Origin of the sequence: Thalassoglobus polymorphus, from assembly GCF_007744255.1 — a bacterium.
Classification (GTDB): Bacteria; Planctomycetota; Planctomycetia; order Planctomycetales; family Planctomycetaceae; genus Thalassoglobus; species Thalassoglobus polymorphus.
On the sequence record NZ_CP036267.1, the window covers coordinates 4068873 to 4089499 of the forward strand.

Here is a 20627-nt window from a genome sequence, read left to right on the forward strand (position 1 = left end):
GGAGAGGAGACGCGTGTTCCTGCAGAGCGACATTTTCGCCATCGCAAACTGTTCTGATCCATCGCAATGAATAAAAAGAGACAGATCATGTCCAAGAATCGAAGTGCACTTGTGACCGGCGGGTCGGGCGGCATCGGGAGTGAAATTTGCAAACGACTGGCGAGTGACGGATATCGCGTAGTCGTTCACTACGGAAGTGACCAGAAAGCTGCAGAAAAAGTCGTTCAGGAAATCACTGAGTCGGGTGGCGTTGCGATTTCGTATTCGGCAGACGTGAGAGACGAAGACGAAATTCAAAGCCTGTTCGAAACTGCGATCACTGAATTCGGCAGTTTGAATGTCGTAGTGGCGAACGCAGGTGCTGGTGGGGGCGGGCCGGTTGAGGATGTCGAACTGGCTGACTTCAAGAAGTTAGTCGACGTTAATCTTGTTGGAGCTTTTCTAACCCTTCGCGAAGCAGCACGAAGACTGAGTGACGGCGGAAGGTTGATCTTTATCTCGTCGCAGTTGGCCGAAAGACCTCGCATCGGAACTGGCGCATACTCAGCGACCAAGGCCGGTATTGACGCCATGGTTGTTTCGATGTCACACGAACTGGGAACGAGAGGAATCACCGTCAACAGTATCCGCCCCGGAGCCACAGAGCCCGGCATGTTCGCTGGAAGTAATGAAGAACGGAAGGAATTTTTCCGCAACCTTTCTCCTTTCAAACGACTCGGTCATCCCAATGATATCGCTCCGATCGTTTCATTCCTTGCCAGCGACGACGCAGCCTGGATCACCGGACAGCATCTCCGCGCAGATGGCGGAGCATCGAACTGATCGACCTCGGTGAATCCTCATTGAGCGGGGCTTCAGTGTTGCCCCTGCGCAGCGTGAATTTCTGGTTCGGAATCCGCCACGCTGATTCGCGACTTCGCTACGTTCCCTGCATGGCACATCGTGTGTGGCTGCGAGGCAGAGGCAATGAACGAATTTATCGCAGAAACTACTTAAATTCAGCCAGTAGTTCTTCAGTTGAGGCAACTCTCGCGTAGCCGAATTCCAAAGCGGCCATGAAGGCAGCGTGGACCAGATTGGCGGGGACAGTCGTGCCGTTGAATTCCAGTGAGAGTGTGGCACAGGCATCGTGGGCGACGGTGCATTGGTAGCCGAAATCGTTGGCGGCGCGGGTCGCAGCGTCGACACACATGTGGCTCATCGCACCACAGATTAAGACTGTCTCAACGCCTTGCTCGTCCAACACCTCTTTGAGGTTGGTATCGCGAAAACTATTGATCTGATGTTTGAGGACAACCGATTCGCCCTCGTTGGGTTGAACAGTTGTGTGAATTTCTGAGCCGGGAGTATTCGGGGCAAAGAACGGAGCGTCACTTGTCGGGAATTCATGCCGGACATGGACAACCGGAAGCCCCTGTTTTCGAAAAGTTGTCAGGAGTTCAGCAGCCTTGGCTGCGGCTGCCTCTGTTCCTTCCAGCTCCCATTTCCCATCGGGAAAGTAATCATTTTGCAGGTCAATAATAAGCAATGCTGTTTTGGTCGCAGGCTTGGTCATGGGGGAACTCTTACTATGCAAATGGCTGGTGTCAGAAAATTCACGATATGTATTCGGTCAGGAAATCTCCTGCGAACTGAGTGTGGCAGGGCGTTTCCGCTATTGCTTACCACTCATCGATTGCGCTGATGTCAACAGTTGGGCAGTCGACGTCGCTGTTAATGCGGTCGATGGCAGCTGAGTCTTTAAATCCGGAGCCGGAGACGATGCAAACGATTTTTGCATCTTTGTCGATCTCTCCATTTTCGGCAGCTTTCAAAGCTCCTGCCAGAGCAACTGAACCAGCTGGCTCTGAGAAAATTCCTTCTTCTCGGGCAAGCCGTTTTTGAACGTCCCAGACAAATTGATCTGCGACCAGGTGACCTGTCCCTCCGGTGGCACGGCATTCAGCGACTGCCAGGTGACCATCGACAACACTGGCAACTTGCAGACCACTGACTTGAGTTGTGCAGGCAACCGGTTGTGCGCGTTTGGCTCCTTCGCGAAGAGGTCCGGAAATCGTGTTGTTCCCTTCGGGCTGGACACATTCGACAGCTGGGAGTTTTTCGAGTTTTCCTTTCTCGGCCATCTGCCCGAACCCACGTGCCATTGCAACGCACAAGCCGCCTCCACCTGCAGGGCAGAAGACGTGATCGATTCCCTCTGGAGACTGTTCTGCGAGTTCGAAGGCCATTGTTTGCACGCCGGACATTCCAGTGGGGCTGTAAACGAATGCACTGACCTGCAGCGCCGAGTCGGGACGGTGACCAAGTCTCTGAAGCTTCTCAAGAACGTTCGTGGTCGTCGTGGCATCGGTCCCGAACTTCTTGATGCGAGCAATCTTCGCACCGTAGGCCATCATCTGAGTCAGCTTTCCAAGCGGGGCGCCTTCAACGATGGCGATACGGCATTCAATCCCCGCAGCTGCGCAGTACGCTGCCAATGCAGCTCCTGTGTTCCCGCTGGAAGTGGCGATGCATTTCTTTTTGCCTTTGGCGACCATGTGCGAAATCCCGGCGAACGCAAACCGGTCTTTGTAGGAGCCAGTCGCATTTCCGGTTTCCAGCTTGAAAAACAAATTCTTCAATCCGGCAGCCGGCCCGATGCGACGAGATCGCATCAGCGGAGTGTTTCCCTCACCCAGCGTAATGCGAGCTTCAACAGGAACCGGTTCAATCAAGTCCGCCCAACGCCAGATACTCATTTCGTTCTCGATTCTTTCTGAGAGGTCTTAAACATTCGCCGAAAACTTCATGCGTCCGGCTCATCAGTTTCGTGTTTTGTGTTCGTGAAACGGCTTTTGATGTGATCATCACTCGCTGACACGAGACAGCACACGTTCAACGAATTCTAGAACCAGCCCGAAAACCTCTGGAATCACTGCTTTTCTCAATGCTTAAGAGAGCAATTTCAGATTTCAGGATCAGTTCTAATACATTCTAGTTAATATTTTGTTTCGCGTTCCAGTGGGAACATTGGTGTGCGACGGTGCTGGTAGACCAGGCGGCTCATGTCGGCACATGTTGAGCCAGAAGTGTTGACTCGAATGAATTGATCGCAAACATCGCGATAAGCTGCGATCGGAGCGTTGACTCCTTTGGCAACAAGGAACCGGAAGTTGTTTGGATCAAGATCGCAGCTGATGAGTTGATGCAAACTGAAAGGGACCATTCGCAGCGTCGTCAGCATCAGAGTTAAGCCATGTTCGGTTTCGCAGATGGCGGTCTTGCCCTGGTCGAACTCCACGATGCCGCCGTGCCGTGGTTGCGGCTCACTGAACTTGCCATCGTGCAGAGAGCGGACAGTCACCTCAACTTCCATGGGTGATCCGTGGATCTTGTCGGTTTTTCCTCCTACGGAGAGTGTGAGCTTTTCTCCAACGCCGGCTCCCTCGCACAGAGAAACAGCTTGTGGATCGTATAAGCAACCGATAGCTGGCCCAATTTTCGCTTTGTGAATGGCAGCCAGAAGTTCGGTTCCATCCGCCGAAGAGCCTCCACCAACGTTGTCGCCCATGTCGAGCAGACAGATTCGATCAGAGGAATCTTTGCAGAGATCGATCGCCTGAGCGACTGAAGTGAACTCTCCAGCGAAGCTCTCACGCATCTCCCACATTGTTGTGGCGAGTTGCTTTGAGAGGACATCTGCAAGCATCTGGTTGTCGTCTGTCACAACGATCACAGATGAGCCCATCTCTTCCACATCGGCATAAGGAAACCCGAGGAGGATACTGTTCGAGAGTACGCCACCGATTTTAAGCTGAGCGTCTGCCGCCTCGTAAAGCGGTCGCAAATGTGGCTCTTCAGTACATTGTCGTTCAATGCTGATTGCGAGCGGAGGGAACTGCGCCGACATAGTTGGCGTCACTTCTTTGCGAACCGTTCTCACCATTAAATTGGCAGCTTCGATGCCCCGTTCTCGTTGATCAAGATGCGGATTCGACCGATAAGCGACGAGTGCGTCACAACTGTCGACCATTAATTGGGAGACATTGGCATGGGCGTCGAGTGTGCCGATGATTGGAACGTTTGGGCCGACCTGAGACCGCAACTCGGAGAGCCAGTATCCATCGGCATCAGGAAAACGCTCGCTGACAGTCGCTCCATGTGGTGCAACCAAATAACCATCGAGAGAATCGTTGCTACGGACAATGTCGAGCAGATGGTTGGTCAGAGCTTCAAAGTCTCCGGAAGGGATTGTTCCGGAAGGGAGTGCTCTCGCAGCAAAAAGCGGGACAGCTTCAGCTCCTTCTGCTTCAAGACCGGCAAAGAAACCGCCCACTTCGTGGTGTGAATCTGCCAGATCTCGACGGATTGGTTCACCAGCGAGAAGAAGGTTTTGCCGAAATGAGTCAACCGTTGTGGGCTGGCAGGAGAAAGTGTTCGATTCGTGAAGAAACGCAATGATGCCGATTCGCATAGTGGAGGTCAGTCTTGAAGGTAATGGCAAAGTTGGTTGCATGATGAGAGTAAGATTTTCACAAACGCGCCCGCTCGCTCAAGTTGCCTTCTAAAAATTGCGTCGAGGTTTCTCGTCGAGGTTTCATTGAGACTTCACTACTCAAAGTTTCCTCAAAGAGTCAGTTCAACAAGTTCTCAACGTTTCCCGATTCGCAAAATGAACGACTTGGCGGATTGGCGGTTGCAAACAAAGTCGAACAGACAGCAGACCATTCGTCAAGAAATAACGACCGCATTCGCGGAGATGGCGGTATCTCGGCTGCCCAAAACGCTTGCGATCGACGATCACGGCGACAAGGGAACATCTCGTTTCGAGTGAAGCTTTGTGAAGAAAGCAGCTTTGGAAAGTGGGCCCCTTGCCGAACTGTACCCAATGCTACGGATTCACTATACTTCTCAGTTCATCAACTGGTTGTATGAGCGTTGAGTGCACGATGACTGCACCATGGCTGCCAGTGAAGGTTCGTTTTTCACCCAGAGACGGCGTCGAGGAAGTACATGCGGAGAGAACTCCCTAAGTTGCAAATGCCCATGTTGAGTGCGGTTTGCCTTGTTGTTTTGACATCGATGGTTTTGACACAGGGCTGTACAAAATCGTCAGAGACGAACAGTCCCAAGAAATCTAATTCTCCAACAACCGCTGAAAACCGCATTTCCGTGGTGGTGACGACCGGCATGGTGGGCGATCTGGTGCGGCACGTCGCGGGAGATTACGCCAACGTGGTCGGTTTGATGGGAGAAGGTGTCGACCCGCACTTGTTTCGCCCGACAAGTTCTGACATCGGCACGCTGATGAAAGCTGATTTAATCATCTATTCAGGGTTAATGCTGGAAGGCCCGATGCAACCTCAGTTCGAACTGGCACGCCGAAAAGGTCGCACCGTGACCGCTGTCGCAGATGGGCTTCCCAAGAGTCAAGTTCGGTATCCAGCCGGGTTAGAAGATCATCCAGATCCGCATATCTGGGGAGACGTCGGAACATGGGCGATGAGTCTGGATCATGTCGTCCAGATCCTGAGTGAATTCGACCCGAAACATGCAGACGAGTATGCCGCGAATGCAAACGCCTATCGAGCGAAACTGATGGAAGTCCACGAGTACGCCAAATCTGCTATCGCAACTATCCCTGAGGAACAACGATATCTCGTGACTGCTCACGATGCGTTTGGATACTTTTCGACTGCGTACGAAATTCCGGTGAAGTCAGTGCAGGGGATCAGCACAGAATCAGAACCTGGCGTTCAGGATATCAACGAACTTGTGGACTTCCTCGTGCGGAACAAGGTCCCTGCAATCTTCGTAGAATCGACTGTCAATGCCGCCAACATCCAAGCTGTCGTCGAAGGTGCAAAGCAACAGAATTGGAACGTAAAAATCGGTGGGACTTTGTATTCTGATTCACTTGGAGCGCCGGGGACTTATGAGGGCACCTACATCGGAATGATGGATTCCAATGTCACCACCATTGTGAAAGCTCTCGGCGGAAAAGTTCCGGAGAAAGGGCTCCACGGAAAACTGTCGCTCAAAAAATGACTCGTCAAATAAAGACTGGTCAGGACAGAATTTCTTCCTTCAGAACATATGTAGTGTTCACACAAGAAAAAGAAACGTCGTCGAAACGTTGAAGATCTAATGAGAGTGAGCGTCAGCTAATTCTCAGAGACCGATTTGCAGTACGGACAGGGCTTCCGATAGACAATGCGATGGCATCGCGAACACTCTCGGGGACCGTACAGCAACGGAGCAGCCATTTTGAATTGCTGGTAAATCAGATAGATAAAGACCAGCAAGACGAAGGAAATCAGTGTGATTGTCCCCTCATTGCTGTACAAGATTGCGTGAGCGATAATCAAACCGCAGCAAAGTCCGTAAATCACAATTACCCAGGACTTATTCCGTTGAAAAGCGGTCTTCTGAACCTGGTTGTTCACTTCTTCTGCGACGTGCGATTCGAGCAAATCCGACTTTTCCCGCTGGATCACGGAAACGTTCTCAGCGTTGACTGATGTCAGCAACCGATGGACACTATCCAGAATCCGGAAGGCGTCATCGAAGTCAAATGCTTGTTGATGTGCCCAGCGATTGCGGAATTCGCGTAATTCGCTGACGAGACTTCGCTCGTAGTGTCCGAGGTCATGTCGAAAAACAGAGTTCCACTGATCCCACATGACGGTCAGGAGAGAGTGGGCGTCCCAATCAAACTCCTTCCCACCGGCGGTCGTTCGGTCGCGGTCATCGCGAAAACTTCCCTTCACAGCACGCATCCAATTATCTCGATGGATTGCACGCAGCTTATCTTCAACGTAGGGAGCAAGTCCGACCGTTAGGAGATCAAGCGCTGTTGAAACACGTTCACGATATGTGGCCACGAAATCTTTACCTTGTTGAAGGTTCTGTTCGCCCCGCAACGAACTTTGCTAATAATAATCAATTAAACAGGAGTGATGTAGTGTCGTTTTTTAGGATTGTTAATTTCTCGGCCTGACTCCCAGGTTACCCCGGATCATCCATATTATGCGCCAAGAACAGAAATATCCGAATCTTCGTTGTCATCCGATTTGGATCACTTAACATCGCGATATCGCCCCGTTCCATTCGCACCATAGTCAAATTTGACCACAATTGACGAACTTCAGCTTAATTAATCCTGGAATACTATGGGGATTGTTAGCCTTGGCAATCCCGGTGGCAATTCATTTTCTCCTTAAACGACAGCCCCGTATCGAATTTTGGGGGGCCAGTCGCTTCCTGAAAGTTGCCGTCAACCGAAAACACATTCAGCTTCAAGTGCAGTCAATTTCTCAATTACTCGTCAGAATTGCGATCCTGACTTTGCTCGTACTGAGTGCTGCAGAACCTCACCTGGGGGCACATCTCGATTCCAAAAACGTTGACACCCCCGTCCACCGTTTGCTGATTCTTGATACCTCGATGAGTATGTCTGCGACCGACGGTGGAAGATCCCGCTTTGACGAATTGCAAAGGCAAGTCCTGTCGACGTTATCAAATCGCTTTCCGGGAGACTCCTGGCAACTGCTCCTCCACGGGAACAACGATCAACCAGATCGAATTCGTATTCCTGTTTACGATCCTGAAGCCATTCAAGAAGAAGTGACTCAACTCACAACGACTTCGCAGTCTGCAAGTCTCAGCGAGACTCTTCAACGTGCTCTGTCGTACGCCGACGAATTTCCGGGAAATACGAATGAAGTCCTTTTCTGGACCGACATGCCCGTCGCAGAATGGGCCCCCTCCGGAGGCCAGGCGTTCGAACTCAGCGAGCGTCTCAATCAACTTTCACAACTGGCACATCTCTCAATCATCGACCTGAGTTCCGAGCGAACTGCTCCTGTGAATCTCGCAGTGAAAGAGGTTCGATTGCAAAAAGTCCCAGCCAAAGTCGGGGCTCCTTGCACTCTCGAAGTGTTGATTGGAAACCCTGAAAAGCGGGCAGCGAAAACGTTTGTTCAATTCCTTTCGAACTCAGAAGTGATTGCAGAAAAAGAGGTTGAGTTCAAATCGCAATCTGAAAAAACGGTCCGATTCGAGACCGTCTTTACCAACCCCGAACTCAAACGCTGCGAAATTCGAATCGGTGAAGATGCACTCGCTGGTGACAATCACTATTTCTTTGCCGTCCCTGTTCAATCGGAACCAAGAGTTCTGGTCATCGAAGATTCCAAATCTTCGCCGGAGGCTTTCCAGCAAAGCGACTTCTTGCGGCTTGCGATTTCGCCCACTTCAGAATCCCGGCCTGCGGAGCCGAACTCAGCCTCGCTATTTGTGAGCGTTGGCCCAACCGGATTTCGCGAACAGAGTCTGGAGAAATTCGATGTTGTCATTCTCGCCGGAGTTTCAAACCTGACGACCTCTGACAGCGAAAGGCTGCGACAGTTTGTCGAGGCTGGCGGCGGTCTCATGATCTCGATGAGCGATAGAATGTCACTCAGCCAGTACAATGAACGCCTCGGTCCAAATGGAGCGAATCTGATTCCTGGGATCCTTGAGCAACGACTCTCAATCGAAGTCCCTGATGGAGTTCCGTTTCAAGTGAGCGACGCGTCCAGCACGCACCCAATGGTCTCTCCGTTTCGGCATCATCCCGAATCGGGCCTGTCGACCACCCGAATCTACGCTTACATTCGGTTCACTCCTTCACCAGATCAATCGCTCCAACGTGTGGTTGACCTCGATTCCAGCGACCCACTCATTGTCGAGCATCATGTCGGACAGGGGCGAGTGATCACGGTCTTTTCTTCATTCGATATCGAATGGGGAAGCTGGGTGCTGTGGCCAAGCTTTCTGCCAATGATGCGTCAAGCGGTTGAACACCTCTCTTTTAACCCGGATGGAATCGTCCAGTCGCGAATCGGAAAAGTTGTTCCTGAGAATGTGCTGAATCTCCTTGAAATTTCCTCAATCCAAAATGACCAAGGGCAGGTGATCTGGGATCAACAAATCGGAGCGGAACACTTGTCGGACATCTTCGACTCCTATTTGACTCAGCCGGGGCTGTACTCGCTTAAGTCGAGTCAGTCTCGCTCCACCGTTCAAGTCATCGCTCGCAATGTCGACATTGAGGAGAGCTCGCTAAAAAGTGTAGCGGCCGACGAGTTACTGAGAGGGCCCTTCCTCAATGGCCTGAATGTGGAGATCGTTGAAGATGCCGAAATGTCCGCTTCCAGGCGGCGGACATTTGGTAGGGGAGCTGAGTCTCACCTCTCCCGGTGGCTCGTTTTCTCTGCAATCCTGCTTCTGATTGTCGATCAATTATTTGCAATCCGTTCTCAACTTGCGACAGGGGCGATCCTCGGCCTGATTGTCTCTGTCGCATTTGTTCTTTGGATTCAAGCCTCAACCGTGAGTTCCGTTGTCCTCATTCTATTGTGCATGATCACAGGTGCGGTCATTGTACAGTTTTCGGATCGTGCCAGTTGGCGAACCGGTCGAGCCTGAAATTCGAAAATGCAATCGAACAAACTCGACCTTGGCCTTCACGGACGACTACGTGCAGAACGCTTGATGAAGTTACAATAGTGCAGTTTGCTTTACCGCGTGCCCGTGAAGAACGCATTTCTCTAGTAAAATGCTGTTCACCACGAAGCAGGACTCGTTAAGGCAAATATTATTATTGTTCTAAAGTAAACTCACGATCGGTCTGCAGTAAAATTGCTGCATATTGGGAGGTCGTTGATCTCCCCGTGACTCACCCACCTGGTGGCCAAATCGACACTGATTACCAAAGCTGGAATTGAACTGTGTTTCGTTCTCCCCCGAAAAATTATGGCAAGCTATATCAACTCGGAATCATCGGGTTGCTGATGCTGAGTGCCGTCGCATTGGCGATCACAATCTGGGTGGAACTGGACTTCCTGCGTGAACAAAAAATTGTTGAAGAGTTAATTCGCAAGCTCCCCAGCGATTCGACAGCCTCCGCGAAAGAATTAGCAGGGGCGTTGAGATGGCAGTTCCGCCTGACAACATTAGTTCTCGTCAACCTGGTGGTGACCGGATTCGCCGTCATGCTTTTGTGGCGGGCCTACCAGTTATCTCAAGAATCGCTTCGCGACTTTAAGGCGCTGGCTGCGGATATTCTGAGTAGTATCGATCAGGCTGTCATCACGATTGATGTGCAAGGGAATGTCACCAGTATCAATCGTTGTGGGTTAGAGTTACTCAACATCAAAACAGAATGCGTCGGACGACCACTTAAGGAGCTTTCCGCGGTTCCTCTGCATGATTTTTGTACTGAATGGAAGGTTGAAAAATCCCCGACGATGTTCCGTGATTACAAAGCCAACGTGAATGGAAGCCAAAGAGCACTCCGCGCCTTTTGCCAAACACTCAGCGACTACGCAGGCAACGACCTTGGAATGGTGCTCCAACTACGTGACGTCACGAAGCGGGTTCTGATCGAAGAACGTATGCGCCGCATGGAACGATACATGGGGCTGGGGTCACTCGCTGCGGGCCTTCATCACGAAATCAAGAATCCACTCACAGCCTTGTCGCTGCATGTTCAACTTCTTGAAGAACAAATCGCTGAAGACAATCCCAGCGAGGATGTTCGCCAAATGCTGAATGTCATCAAAACAGAAATGGCTCGTGTTGGAGGAGTGCTGGAAGGATTTCGCGATCTCGCCTCAAGTGGTCAATTGAATCTCGCACCAGTGGATCTGATGAATCTCATCCAACGGCAAGTGGAACTGGCAACTCCGCAAGCAGAGCAGCAGAACATTCAAATTCAAACAGTCATCAAGTGCGACTTATCGAAAGAAATCCCGGCTGATCGAATCCGATTAGAGCAAGTCCTTCTCAATTTAATACTCAATGCCATGGAAGCAATGCCCGAGGGAGGAACTCTCACCGTCACCGTCACTGAAGTTGATGGGAATGTCCAGGTCGAAGTCGCTGATACCGGAAAAGGAATCCCCGAGGACCTGCATGACAAAGTCTTCGATCCGTATTTCACGACAAAAAACGAAGGAACTGGTCTCGGACTTGCACTTTGCGATAAGATAATGAATCAGCATCAAGGCAACCTGAGCTTCCATTCGTCGGAGCGGGGCACGCAGTTTCAACTCACACTTCCACGTTGAGTCACATCCACATGACAATCACAAAAGTGGCCCAAGCTCTCGACCTGACAACGTACAAGACTGTTGCATATCATGGATGAAGAATTCCACATTCTCATTGTTGACGATGAGCCGAACATCCGCGCGGGGCTCGCGAAAGGGCTTGATAAAATTGCAGATCACATCGAGACTGCAAGCTCGGTCAACGACGCGCTCGACATGTTCGACGCTGGCTATTATCAGCTTGTCATTGCAGATGTCCGTTTGCCAGGTGATCGAGACGGTTTAGATTTGGTTTCACTCGTCCAACAGCGAAACCCGGAAACAACAACCATCGTCATCACAGCCCATGGAACGGTGGAAACAGCTGTCGACGCAATGCGACGCGGGGCTTTCGACTTCATTACGAAACCGGTTGATCTCAACTTAATTCGACAGCAGGTCGCCAAAGCGATTGAACACCACCGGCTGCAAACTGAGAACAAACGCCTGAAAGGGAGATTGGCTGAAGCTGGTGAAATCTCTGGAATCATTGGCAACTGTCGCGCGCTTAAGGAAGTCTTAACTCAAATTAAACAAGTCGCCGACACCGATGCAACAATATTGATTCAGGGGGAAAGCGGAACCGGGAAAGAACTGATCGCACGCGCGATTCACGACCTTAGCGGTCGGTCATCGGAACCTTTCGTCGCTGTGAATCTGGGAGCACTCCCGGAAACATTATTGGAAAGTGAACTCTTCGGCCATGAAAAAGGAGCCTTCACCGGAGCGTCGCGACAAAAACCGGGATGCTTTGAACAGTCAAATACCGGCACACTATTCCTGGACGAGATCACGGAGATCCCCACAAAAAGCCAGGTCGATTTATTACGAGTCCTTGAAACAGGGAGATACGCTCGCGTGGGCGGCGAGGAATTACTTGAATCAAACGCACGGATTGTCTCAGCCACAAACCGGGACATCGCCCAACTTGTTGAAGAGGGGACCTTTCGGGAAGACTTGTACTACCGCTTGAATATCGTCCCAATTGAAGTCCCCCCACTCCGCCAGCGACGAGACGACATCCCTTTGCTGGTGGAACACTTTCTCAATCACTTCTGCACGAGACACCATCGCCCGGAAAGAACTTTTGAAAACGCCGCGATGGAAGTGCTGGTTTCAGCTCGCTGGCCTGGAAATGTCCGGCAGTTAAGAAACGTGATTGAGCGGCTCGTCGTCACCAGCCGTGAAACTTCCATTTCCAAAACAGATTTACCGACCGATCTTACAACAGAGTCAGGAACCGCCAGTTCACCAATTCAATCACTCGCCGAAGTCACCGAGGCTGCCGAAAAAGAGGCTATTCAAATTGCGCTGACAGCTTATGACTGTCATCGTGAACAAACCGCGAAGGCACTCGGTGTCAGTGTCCGCACACTTCACTACAAAATGAATCGCTACAATTTACATTAGAGCATTTTCAATGCCTGCAATTTCGATGCCTGCAGTGCCACGATGCAGAACGTAAAGACCAATTGTGGACTGGTTGCTTTTCTCAGCGATTGAGAGCGCGAATCCGGGGTTCATGATCTGTTCTACTGTTCTTCAAACAATTGGAGTTTTGCGAGTGCCTCAGCGCCTGCTTTGAGATCATAACGATCATCAAAGGTGATCAGTTTTCCTTTTTGAAATGTCATGCGGATCGAAATCGAAATTGGTTCAGTTAAAGGAACCCCGATCGGGTGCACCCAAGTTTCTCCCCAGATCACGACCTCGTTCCCACTGTTGTAGTAGCGATATCGGTCGGTGTGATCATAGTTCGCTGGAACTTCGAGCACGGAAAAGAACTTCTCAATCATCTCCGCGACTCCCTCAACCCCATGGAACTTGCCAGCGAAGGGAAAGACCTCCGGGTCTCCCTGCACAGTAAAAACTGATTCATCGCATAAGAACGATTCAATTTCCGTGATCGCATCTTTCTGCAGCGTATAGATTGAATCAATGTACTTACGAGCCAACACGACCGGGTCGTTGATCAAGTCCTCTGGGTAAATCTTCTCGCCCTCAGTGCTGAACGCTTCGGCAATGTCAGCGACTGTATCACTGGAAACTGATTGCCCCGCCTCCGCTTTTGTAATCGCGCGTAAGCCGTAACCCGATTTTTGGGAGAGCATCTTCTGCGTCCAGCCGAGTCGTTCCCGATGATACTTCATCAATCTTGGAATACAGCGATACGTTAATTCAGGTGAGTCGATTGACCACGACATTTCATTCGTACCTCATGCCTTCCGCAAGCCCGCATTGCGAAAACTCAAGTTGACCCCTGCAGCCCCAAGAGTGTGTAAACTGTGCGTAATAGATCAAATCTTTGTATGAACTATTATGCAGATGAAGGCAAGAGTGAAAGCAGGACGACTAATGCATCTTTTGAAATGGTTTGCAGAATCTTCCTCGTGGCGAACAGCATTTTTACTATAGAAATGCATTCTTCACGGGCGCACGGTAGAGCAACTTGCTCTAAAGAGTTCGAGTCAGGTTACTCTGGCAGCAGGCGTTTTACCTGGAGGTCGTCGATTTCTACGGCACCGTTTCCCTGGAGTTCCAGCCGGACTCGGAAGTCGGAGTCACGGGAGACTCTGCGGACCAGCTTGACGGTTTGCCATTCCTGTTTGGCCTCATGCAATCGAACTGCTCCCGGTCTTCCGACGAGAGTGTCGAAGATCAGAAAGGCATCTTCCGGTCCCGGGAATGGGCTAGCTGTTCGGACCTGAGCAGAGATGACAACGATGTCCCCCGCCTCAGCATGGACTGCCGGACTCGTGAGAGCGATGGCTGAGTTTTCTCCGGGTGTCGATTCAAGTTGGAACGACAAGTGGTGATCATTCCGACGTTGGTCGTACTGAATTTGAATCCGCTGGTTTCCGGTTCGGGTTGATCCATCACTCCAATTTTCTTTCATCGCTGCGACACTTTCGAAGTCGCCAGTCGGGATCAGGTTCTCGGTAATACGAGATCTCTTGCCAAGTTCGATCATCGTTCTCCAATGGTCCGGAAGGGTCTGGAATCCGGTGGCGTCGAGGCTCGTAGTGGCGGAAGGGAGATCTTTGATGGCAGCGTCCCAATACTTTCGTTGCAGGGAACGCAGATGTTGAAGAGATTTTTGCGCAGCTGCGTAAGCTTCAACAGGGTGGGAGGCATCAAGTTCTTTGCTGGCTGTTTCCAAGCTTGCATAGGCCTGTCGCAAGTCCAGTTCAGCCTGGACTACTGGCGGAGAAATTCCGATCAGTTCTTCGTGAACATTCTGGACTCGTTCGAATTTCAGGGCTGCCAGAGAGACCATGGCACGTGCGGCATCATCTCGAACGCGGCGGCTTTCACGTTGAAGTCGCTCAATGACGTTCGGCTTACTGGTGATGACAATGGCAGACTGCTGATCGAACTCCTTGAGATAAATTTCAGTTCCTCCGGCGGGCCAGGAAACTTCCAGATTAGATTGTGTCACACCGACCGGAGTGACCTCCCACGCTTGCCAGATGTCCCCTTTAAGCAGCATGCGGATTCCTGAAACGGCTTGCGGTCCGGGGACGCATTGCTCTCCTTCTTCGTACCAGACAGGAAGAATCAACAGGCCCTCGTCGCTTCGAATGACCGTTGCGAGAATTTCAGAAGGTTGCTTTGCGCCCGTCGCGCTGACTTGCTCGATCGGTGTATCCCAGCGCGATTTCAGTGGAGCAAGAATACCCGTTTGAGTGTGCTGCATGTCCGCGTCAAAATGGACGAACAAGTCGTCAACGACTCGCCCCGTCGCCAACCACGGTTCCAGAATTTTACAGTGAGATGCGAACAGTCGAATCGCATGAACCCGTTCGTTTAGCCCTGGCACGTCGGTGTCGAGGGAGTATTGCTTCCAAAATCCGACTCCTTTATATCCCGCCGCAATGGCTGCGTAGGCCTGCTGTAAAATCTGTTCTGGCTCGACAACCGGAAGTCGTTCTCCCTCTCCGCGAGAGTCGAGAAATGCAGGAGAAGCTTCCGTTTGAACGAAGGTAAACATCGGCTTCCCCGGTAGTGCGAGATTTCGGCGATGTTTGAGTTGCTTGGCGTGTCGCGGCATGGAGATGTCGCTGTGAATCACAAACTGACTGCTTCCCAGAAAATTGACATTTCGATGAAACGAACGTTCTTTCCCAGCGACATCCGCTAAGATTGGGCGTCTCAATTGTCGATCTGCGTCCCGGACGTGCTCAACCCACGATTCGATATACCGAATGTCTTCTTCCGGGATTCCATACCCAAACATCCAGGCCCAGATAGGTTCTGTCCATTCCTCAAAAGCAGGAAGTCCCTTTCGATTCAGGACCGCTTCTTCGGGCGTCAACTGAGGCGGTTGAGCAATTGCTCCAATGTCGGCATCGTGGAGTGCGCGAAGAAGTGCCTGGTCTGCATAATCGGTAATCCAAAGCGTATTGACCCCGGTTGCCTGAATCTCTGTCAAACTTTCTCCGTGATACAACGTGAAAACCGGGAAGAAAGGATTGTCATCTTTCAAAATTCGATCATCGAGAACTTGCAACCGTGCCTTAGCCTGGCGTTGGGTATTCGCATCAGAAGCGAGCTCTTGAGGGGCAACAATCGGGCCAAAGCTGACGTCATCAATCCGGACAGCAGAGGCTCCTTTGGGGAGAGTCATTAAAAGTGCAATTTGATCAACGTACGCAGTCCGCGCGTCAATGTTAATCGAATTACCCTGAGCTTCGAACTGTGCGCGTGCGAGAATCAGTCGCCGTTCAACGGCTTCTGCTGAAGTTGCACACTCCAAACGCTGCCAATTCATCGTGTCAGTGTATGTCTCTCCCGAGAGGTCGAGCGTTAAGGTTTGGCCGGTTCGAGGATCGATTTGATTTGGAAATCGCAATCGCAACACGAATCGCAGGTCTGGTGTTGTTGAGCGAACCCAAAGCGAGGCCTTGAGTTCATCAAAAAGCACTTTGCTCGGTGGAACGTCCAGAACCAGACGCTGTTCTTCCAGATACTGAGCCGACTGAAAGTGATAGGACTCACAGCGTTGACCTGAATGTCCATCGCTATCAATCACTTCACGAGCTTTGATGTACTCGCTCAGCAGTGGGCTTTCGGCTCGCCAGTGGAGTTGTTCATCTTCAAAGTCGAGCTGAATTTGCTTGCGAGGCTGAATTTGAGCCGAAGCTGGGCCCGTAAACACGACAGCCAGAATCAGCATGACGCACCAGATGATGCGATCCCGCAACGGCTCTCCAGCCGCCACACAACCCGACCAAACGGCATAATCACTACAACCGGCCACGAAATCCCACCTCGAGGGACAATTTTGGAAGTTTTGGTGATGTCGCTTGTAAATGGTCGTTGCCTTTTGGCAACATGAACGAGAGTGGGAAATTTTGACGGAAGTCCACATATTTCCTTCGCACTCGGAATGGGCCATTGTTATCTCATTGAGCGTTTGCAGTCTTCGGAATCGTCCGATGGCTGAAGCAAAGGCAGAAGTCATGACGCAAAAACCAACTCGAATTCCTGAATCGACAGCAAATGAATTACCGCGAGAACTCATTGAGCTCGGTAAAAAAATAGCTGCGCTCCCTGAGGAGCATTATCGGGAACTCGAACATTCTTATTCTCAGATTGTTGATTGTGTTCGCCGCCGCAGACGGATTTTGAATCTCGTCCAAGAGGCGTTGTCTCAGTTACGCTTGGATGTCAAGTACTTGATGTTTGATCTCGAAATCACTCGCCAGGAACGCGATCTCCTGCAAGCACAAATCGAGGATGGTGGGAGTGACGATTTCACCAGCGACTGGTCTTAAGACTTTCTCTGATGGTTCGCAGATCTTGGATTTCTTAGAAATTGATCAGCATTCACAAGGTCAAACTCAGGGTTATGGGCCAATTTCTTAATAGATCAAAGAACATTGAGATGATTCACTGATTCGATTCACTTCATCAATCTCTACTTGATCTTCGATCGCTTGGTTGTAGGTGTGGGCTTCTGCTTGATTTCCTCAGCACTCGCTTGCTGAATGTTCGATTCCGGCCCCCAAATAAGAATGGGGACTCGAATGGTCTGATACTCGCTGTCGTCAGTATGAATTGTTAAGACCGAGACATGCCGTCCCGGTGGGACATCTCCGGGAACATCGATGCGAATTGGGGTCCTGGAAGTGGTTCCCTCGACAATTTTTTCTCCGAGGGTCACCTGTGCGGTGCTGTCGTTGTATTCAAAATCGACAATGTTCAAATTCAATCCACGATGGTCTTCGAGGACGATTTCTCGCGAGTCAGCCCGACCATGAGTCTGGTAGAAGTAGACTTCAGCAGGGGTGATTGAAACTTTCTTCTCCGGAACCGTCAGCTTGAATGAAACGATTCTCTCCTGCGGTTTTCCGTCGTTGTAGCTAACTTTGACAGTATATTCTTTAGGGCCAGGGGTTTCGTTCGCGGTTTTCACCGAAACATAGAACCTCCCTTGTTCGCCCGGTTCGTAGCGAGTTTTTTCATCGTACAACCGTGGTGCTAAACAGCCACAACTTGGATCGAGCTTGACGATTTCAATCGGAGTCTTCCCGGCATTGAAGAAGTCGAAGTGTGCCGGAACCGTGCCGACGGGCCGGACCTCACCCAGATGGACCGCATATTGAGAGAAGACAAGCGGGTCCCGTTCGACGAGCCCCGAAATAGGTCGTGCGACAGGCGCAGCTTGAGTGAAAATCCCCGCCAGGACCGCTGGCGTGAGACCGCATAAGACGAGCCCCGTCGCCCACAGCGGAAGGCGGCTTGTTGATTTTTGTTCTTCCATGAACTGATCCCCTGGGACTGAAATCGTTTGTCCGCTTGGTTTTTATTCGAAATCACCAATACAGAACAAGATGGGTTCCGGGATGGCTCGCCAGTGCCAGAAACATTCGCCCCTGTAGAAGATGTCGGTGCAGCAGTTCTCAAGAAATGACAAAGGCAGCACGTCGACTTTAGTGAAGTAGGCATCTTTCTTGAAAAAACTTCAATTAACAGGCACCTATGCTGCTTGTGATTAGAAAAACGCAGGAAATCTGGCTCTTCCTCAGATTTGGCTGATTCGCCACATGATTGATTGGACGGTATGCGTAAGATAGACTATGTACGTGGAATGTGCTGGCAAAAGGTGTCAGCAGGACTTTAATTCCGAACGAGACTTTTCCATTTCGAATCAATGAAGTGGACGATAACACAGACTAGGGCGTCCCCTCTCAACGAGTGACGATTGAAAGAGACGTCTCCTTTAAAATTCACGGTGGAACGTATGCGTCGACACATCACTTGGACAATTTGTAGTTGTGCTTTCATTATTTGGGCAGGCACCCAATCTTGGGCATACCAGGGAGACGAAGCAAAACCAGTCGGATTGACTGGGTTGATTGCTGCGTACGCGCCAGACGGACTCGAAGTCGAAGACTTCGCGGCGCTGGAAGAATCCATCGACGAAACCTGGAAAAGTTGGGTCAATGAGACTGGGTTAGCTGTTAAAGACTTTTATGAAGGCGACAATAATACAATTGAAGCCCAGCGTGCTGCTCTTGGGAAATTGCGAACAAAACTTCGCACAATGGAAAAAGCCCTGAAAGACAGCCGATACCAATCGATCCATGCTGAAATCGGCGATCTCTACCTCCGCTTGGCCCCTGAAGTTGATATCGCTGAGGCTCTTCTGGAAACCTTGACTGCCGACAAGGAAGCCGCTCTGAGAGCACGCGTTTCTGCTGCTCGTTCAAACCTGAACTCCGCTGTCAGTTCATTTCGCTCAGACATGAATCGAACTCGTGGTGGACAGGCATGGCTGGGCTGGGCAGAGACAAACGCCCTCACCAACCTTGACCCATCGGACGAAGAAGCAGTGAACGCAGTGAACGCTGTGAAAGCGAAGATGGAAAAGCGGGAAACATACGGAGATGAAATCAAGACGTTCATGAGCCGTGAGTCATTCCTCAACCTTGAAGACGCCCTGGCTGAGGTTCAAAACGCACTCGCTCCACCAAGCCCAGATGCAGAAGCAAAACTTCGTGACAGCATGATTGCTCTTCTCGATGCAATCGCTGAGTACAACAACGATCCGAGCGCAGAACTCGAAGCCGAACTGAGAAAACAGTACAACGCAATTCGCAAAGCTTCTCCAGATGGCGGGAACGCAATCGAATCCGCATTTCGCAAAAACTACCTGAACTACAACCTGAGAATTGCAATTTCAGAGGGACTGCTCAACCGCGTCGCTGGTGGGATTCGACGTCAGACTTCGCAAATTAACGATAACGCGTTGGGTGCGAGAATCGTTGGAAACCAAACTTCGGATGTGACAGTTCGTGTTGACGTCCAACCTAGTCAGAACAACGCCCGTTTCAACATTCAGTCAAGTGGCGTGATCAGTACCAGTTCACTGGCCTATGCCAGTCAGGCAACGATTCGGTCAGTCGGACGTCATAGCTTTTCAGCTGTGAAACCAGTCTACTTCGACGGAACAACATTCCGAACCGAGCCAGCCAGCGTGAGCGTTCAAGCAAACAACCAACCGGTTGGAGCGAGCACACGTTACTCCGGTCGCTTGTTTGGTAACATCGCAGAACGTATCGCCATGCGAGAAGCCAATGAGCGTCGTGGTCAAGCGAACGCCTACACGCAACGTAGTATTCGGCAACAAGTCAGCAATGAGTTGAATTCGGAAACGAACACTCGATTCTCGAATGCTTCGATGGAATTGCAAAACCGACTTTACGGTCCACTTCGTGAGTACGGACTCTACCCAGATGCAATGAGTTACTCATCGACCAGTAGCGAGATCCTCGTACGAACTCGCTTGAGTGCAGAGACCGAACTTGGCGGTGGAGCATCGCTTCCAGGAATCAACCCGCCACGAAATGGCCTTGTCGCACAAATTCACGAAAGCCTTCTGACGAACAGCAGTAATCGTCTCGACTTGGGAACTGAAGGCAAACAGAAAATGACGAACGGTGAACTTCGAGCACTCATCGAAGAACGCCTGAGCCGAATTCTTGATCGTGAAGTCAGCCTTGGTGATGATGAGAGTGAAGCGATGGACGATGGCAACATTTTTGTCTTCGACCAGCCGAACCCAATTCGCTTCCAGATCGCAAACGGAGAGGTCACACTGATTCTTCGCGCTGGACTCGAACGCGAAGGTGACGACATTCCAACACAAATCATTACCGTCCCACTCGTTCCAACTATGGGCGACGGTAAAGTGTTGCTCAACCGTGGAAACGTCGGTGTCAAGCCTGTCAGCAAGCCATCCAGCGTTGCCGAGCAAGTTGCCCGTGCGAACGTCATGCGTCAGAAAATCCAGAAAGCTCTTCCAGAAAGAGAGCTGAAATCGACTTTCACCTTCGAACAGGATGGAAAAAAGATCGAACTCAGCATCACTGGAATCCATGCAAATAACGGTTGGCTCACGATTGAACTGAACTAGAGCAGTTTGAATCGGATCGAGACGTTCTGCCTCGCGGATTTGTGCGATTTCTGGTTAAAAACAGTGACCAGTTAAACATTGGCCAGTTACCG

At 50.8% G+C, this 20627-nt stretch carries 14 protein-coding genes; 7 read left to right on the top strand and 7 right to left on the bottom strand.

The annotated features are described in order from the left end of the window. Positions 1 to 87 precede the first annotated feature (87 nt). Positions 88 to 822 (top strand): SDR family oxidoreductase, encoded by a 735-nt coding sequence (locus tag Mal48_RS14535; RefSeq protein ID WP_145200868.1) that lies wholly within the window; start codon positions 88 to 90, stop codon positions 820 to 822. A gap of 166 nt (positions 823 to 988) precedes the next feature. On the opposite strand, the gene Mal48_RS14540 is transcribed toward Mal48_RS14535, so the two are convergent. The 3 genes from Mal48_RS14540 to Mal48_RS14550 form a co-directional block, all read right to left on the bottom strand. Then, positions 989 to 1555, bottom strand: a complete 567-nt coding sequence (locus Mal48_RS14540) for a cysteine hydrolase family protein (RefSeq protein ID WP_145200871.1) — start codon at positions 1553 to 1555, stop codon at positions 989 to 991. A gap of 106 nt (positions 1556 to 1661) precedes the next feature. After that, the gene (locus Mal48_RS14545) at positions 1662 to 2738 is read right to left on the bottom strand and encodes a pyridoxal-phosphate dependent enzyme (RefSeq protein WP_145200874.1); all 1077 of its coding nucleotides are present in this window, start codon (positions 2736 to 2738) and stop codon (positions 1662 to 1664) included. 239 nt (positions 2739 to 2977) lie between these two features. Further along, positions 2978 to 4453: a M81 family metallopeptidase gene (locus Mal48_RS14550; RefSeq protein ID WP_145200877.1), complete on the bottom strand. Its 1476-nt coding sequence runs from the start codon at positions 4451 to 4453 to the stop codon at positions 2978 to 2980. 539 nt (positions 4454 to 4992) lie between these two features. Here Mal48_RS14550 and Mal48_RS14555 point away from each other — a divergent pair. After that, positions 4993 to 6027, top strand: a complete 1035-nt coding sequence (locus Mal48_RS14555; RefSeq protein ID WP_145200880.1) for a metal ABC transporter solute-binding protein, Zn/Mn family — start codon at positions 4993 to 4995, stop codon at positions 6025 to 6027. A gap of 116 nt (positions 6028 to 6143) precedes the next feature. Here Mal48_RS14555 and Mal48_RS14560 read toward each other — a convergent pair whose 3' ends face one another. Next, positions 6144 to 6863, bottom strand: coding sequence for a Swt1 family HEPN domain-containing protein (locus tag Mal48_RS14560; protein WP_145200883.1), 720 nt, complete (start codon positions 6861 to 6863; stop codon positions 6144 to 6146). Between the two features lie 253 nt (positions 6864 to 7116). Between Mal48_RS14560 and Mal48_RS14565 the strand changes: the two genes are divergently transcribed. The 3 genes from Mal48_RS14565 to Mal48_RS14575 all read left to right on the top strand — a co-directional run bounded on the left by Mal48_RS14565 (position 7117) and on the right by Mal48_RS14575 (position 12524). After that, positions 7117 to 9450, top strand: coding sequence for a BatA domain-containing protein (locus tag Mal48_RS14565; protein ID WP_145200886.1), 2334 nt, complete (start codon positions 7117 to 7119; stop codon positions 9448 to 9450). A 302-nt stretch (positions 9451 to 9752) separates the two neighbouring features. After that, positions 9753 to 11093: a two-component system sensor histidine kinase NtrB gene (locus Mal48_RS14570; protein WP_145200889.1), complete on the top strand. Its 1341-nt coding sequence runs from the start codon at positions 9753 to 9755 to the stop codon at positions 11091 to 11093. A gap of 69 nt (positions 11094 to 11162) precedes the next feature. Next, a complete protein-coding gene (locus tag Mal48_RS14575) occupies positions 11163 to 12524 on the top strand; it encodes a sigma-54-dependent transcriptional regulator (protein ID WP_145206241.1) in 1362 nt (453 codons plus the stop codon). A gap of 122 nt (positions 12525 to 12646) precedes the next feature. Here Mal48_RS14575 and Mal48_RS14580 read toward each other — a convergent pair whose 3' ends face one another. Continuing rightward, entirely contained in the window at positions 12647 to 13318 is a 672-nt protein-coding gene (locus Mal48_RS14580) for a helix-turn-helix domain-containing protein (RefSeq protein WP_145200892.1), read from the bottom strand. A 269-nt stretch (positions 13319 to 13587) separates the two neighbouring features. Beyond that, complete coding sequence (locus tag Mal48_RS14585; protein ID WP_145200895.1) at positions 13588 to 16374, bottom strand: hypothetical protein; 2787 nt, start codon at positions 16372 to 16374, stop codon at positions 13588 to 13590. Positions 16375 to 16576: 202 nt separating this feature from the next. Between Mal48_RS14585 and Mal48_RS14590 the strand changes: the two genes are divergently transcribed. Continuing rightward, a complete protein-coding gene (locus tag Mal48_RS14590) occupies positions 16577 to 16891 on the top strand; it encodes a transcriptional regulator (RefSeq protein WP_145206244.1) in 315 nt (104 codons plus the stop codon). A gap of 143 nt (positions 16892 to 17034) precedes the next feature. On the opposite strand, the gene Mal48_RS14595 is transcribed toward Mal48_RS14590, so the two are convergent. Next, complete coding sequence (locus Mal48_RS14595) at positions 17035 to 17880, bottom strand: DUF1573 domain-containing protein (RefSeq protein WP_145200898.1); 846 nt, start codon at positions 17878 to 17880, stop codon at positions 17035 to 17037. A 471-nt stretch (positions 17881 to 18351) separates the two neighbouring features. Here Mal48_RS14595 and Mal48_RS14600 point away from each other — a divergent pair, with 471 nt between their 5' ends. Next, a complete protein-coding gene (locus Mal48_RS14600; protein WP_231739602.1) occupies positions 18352 to 20535 on the top strand; it encodes a hypothetical protein in 2184 nt (727 codons plus the stop codon). Positions 20536 to 20627: the final 92 nt, after the last annotated feature.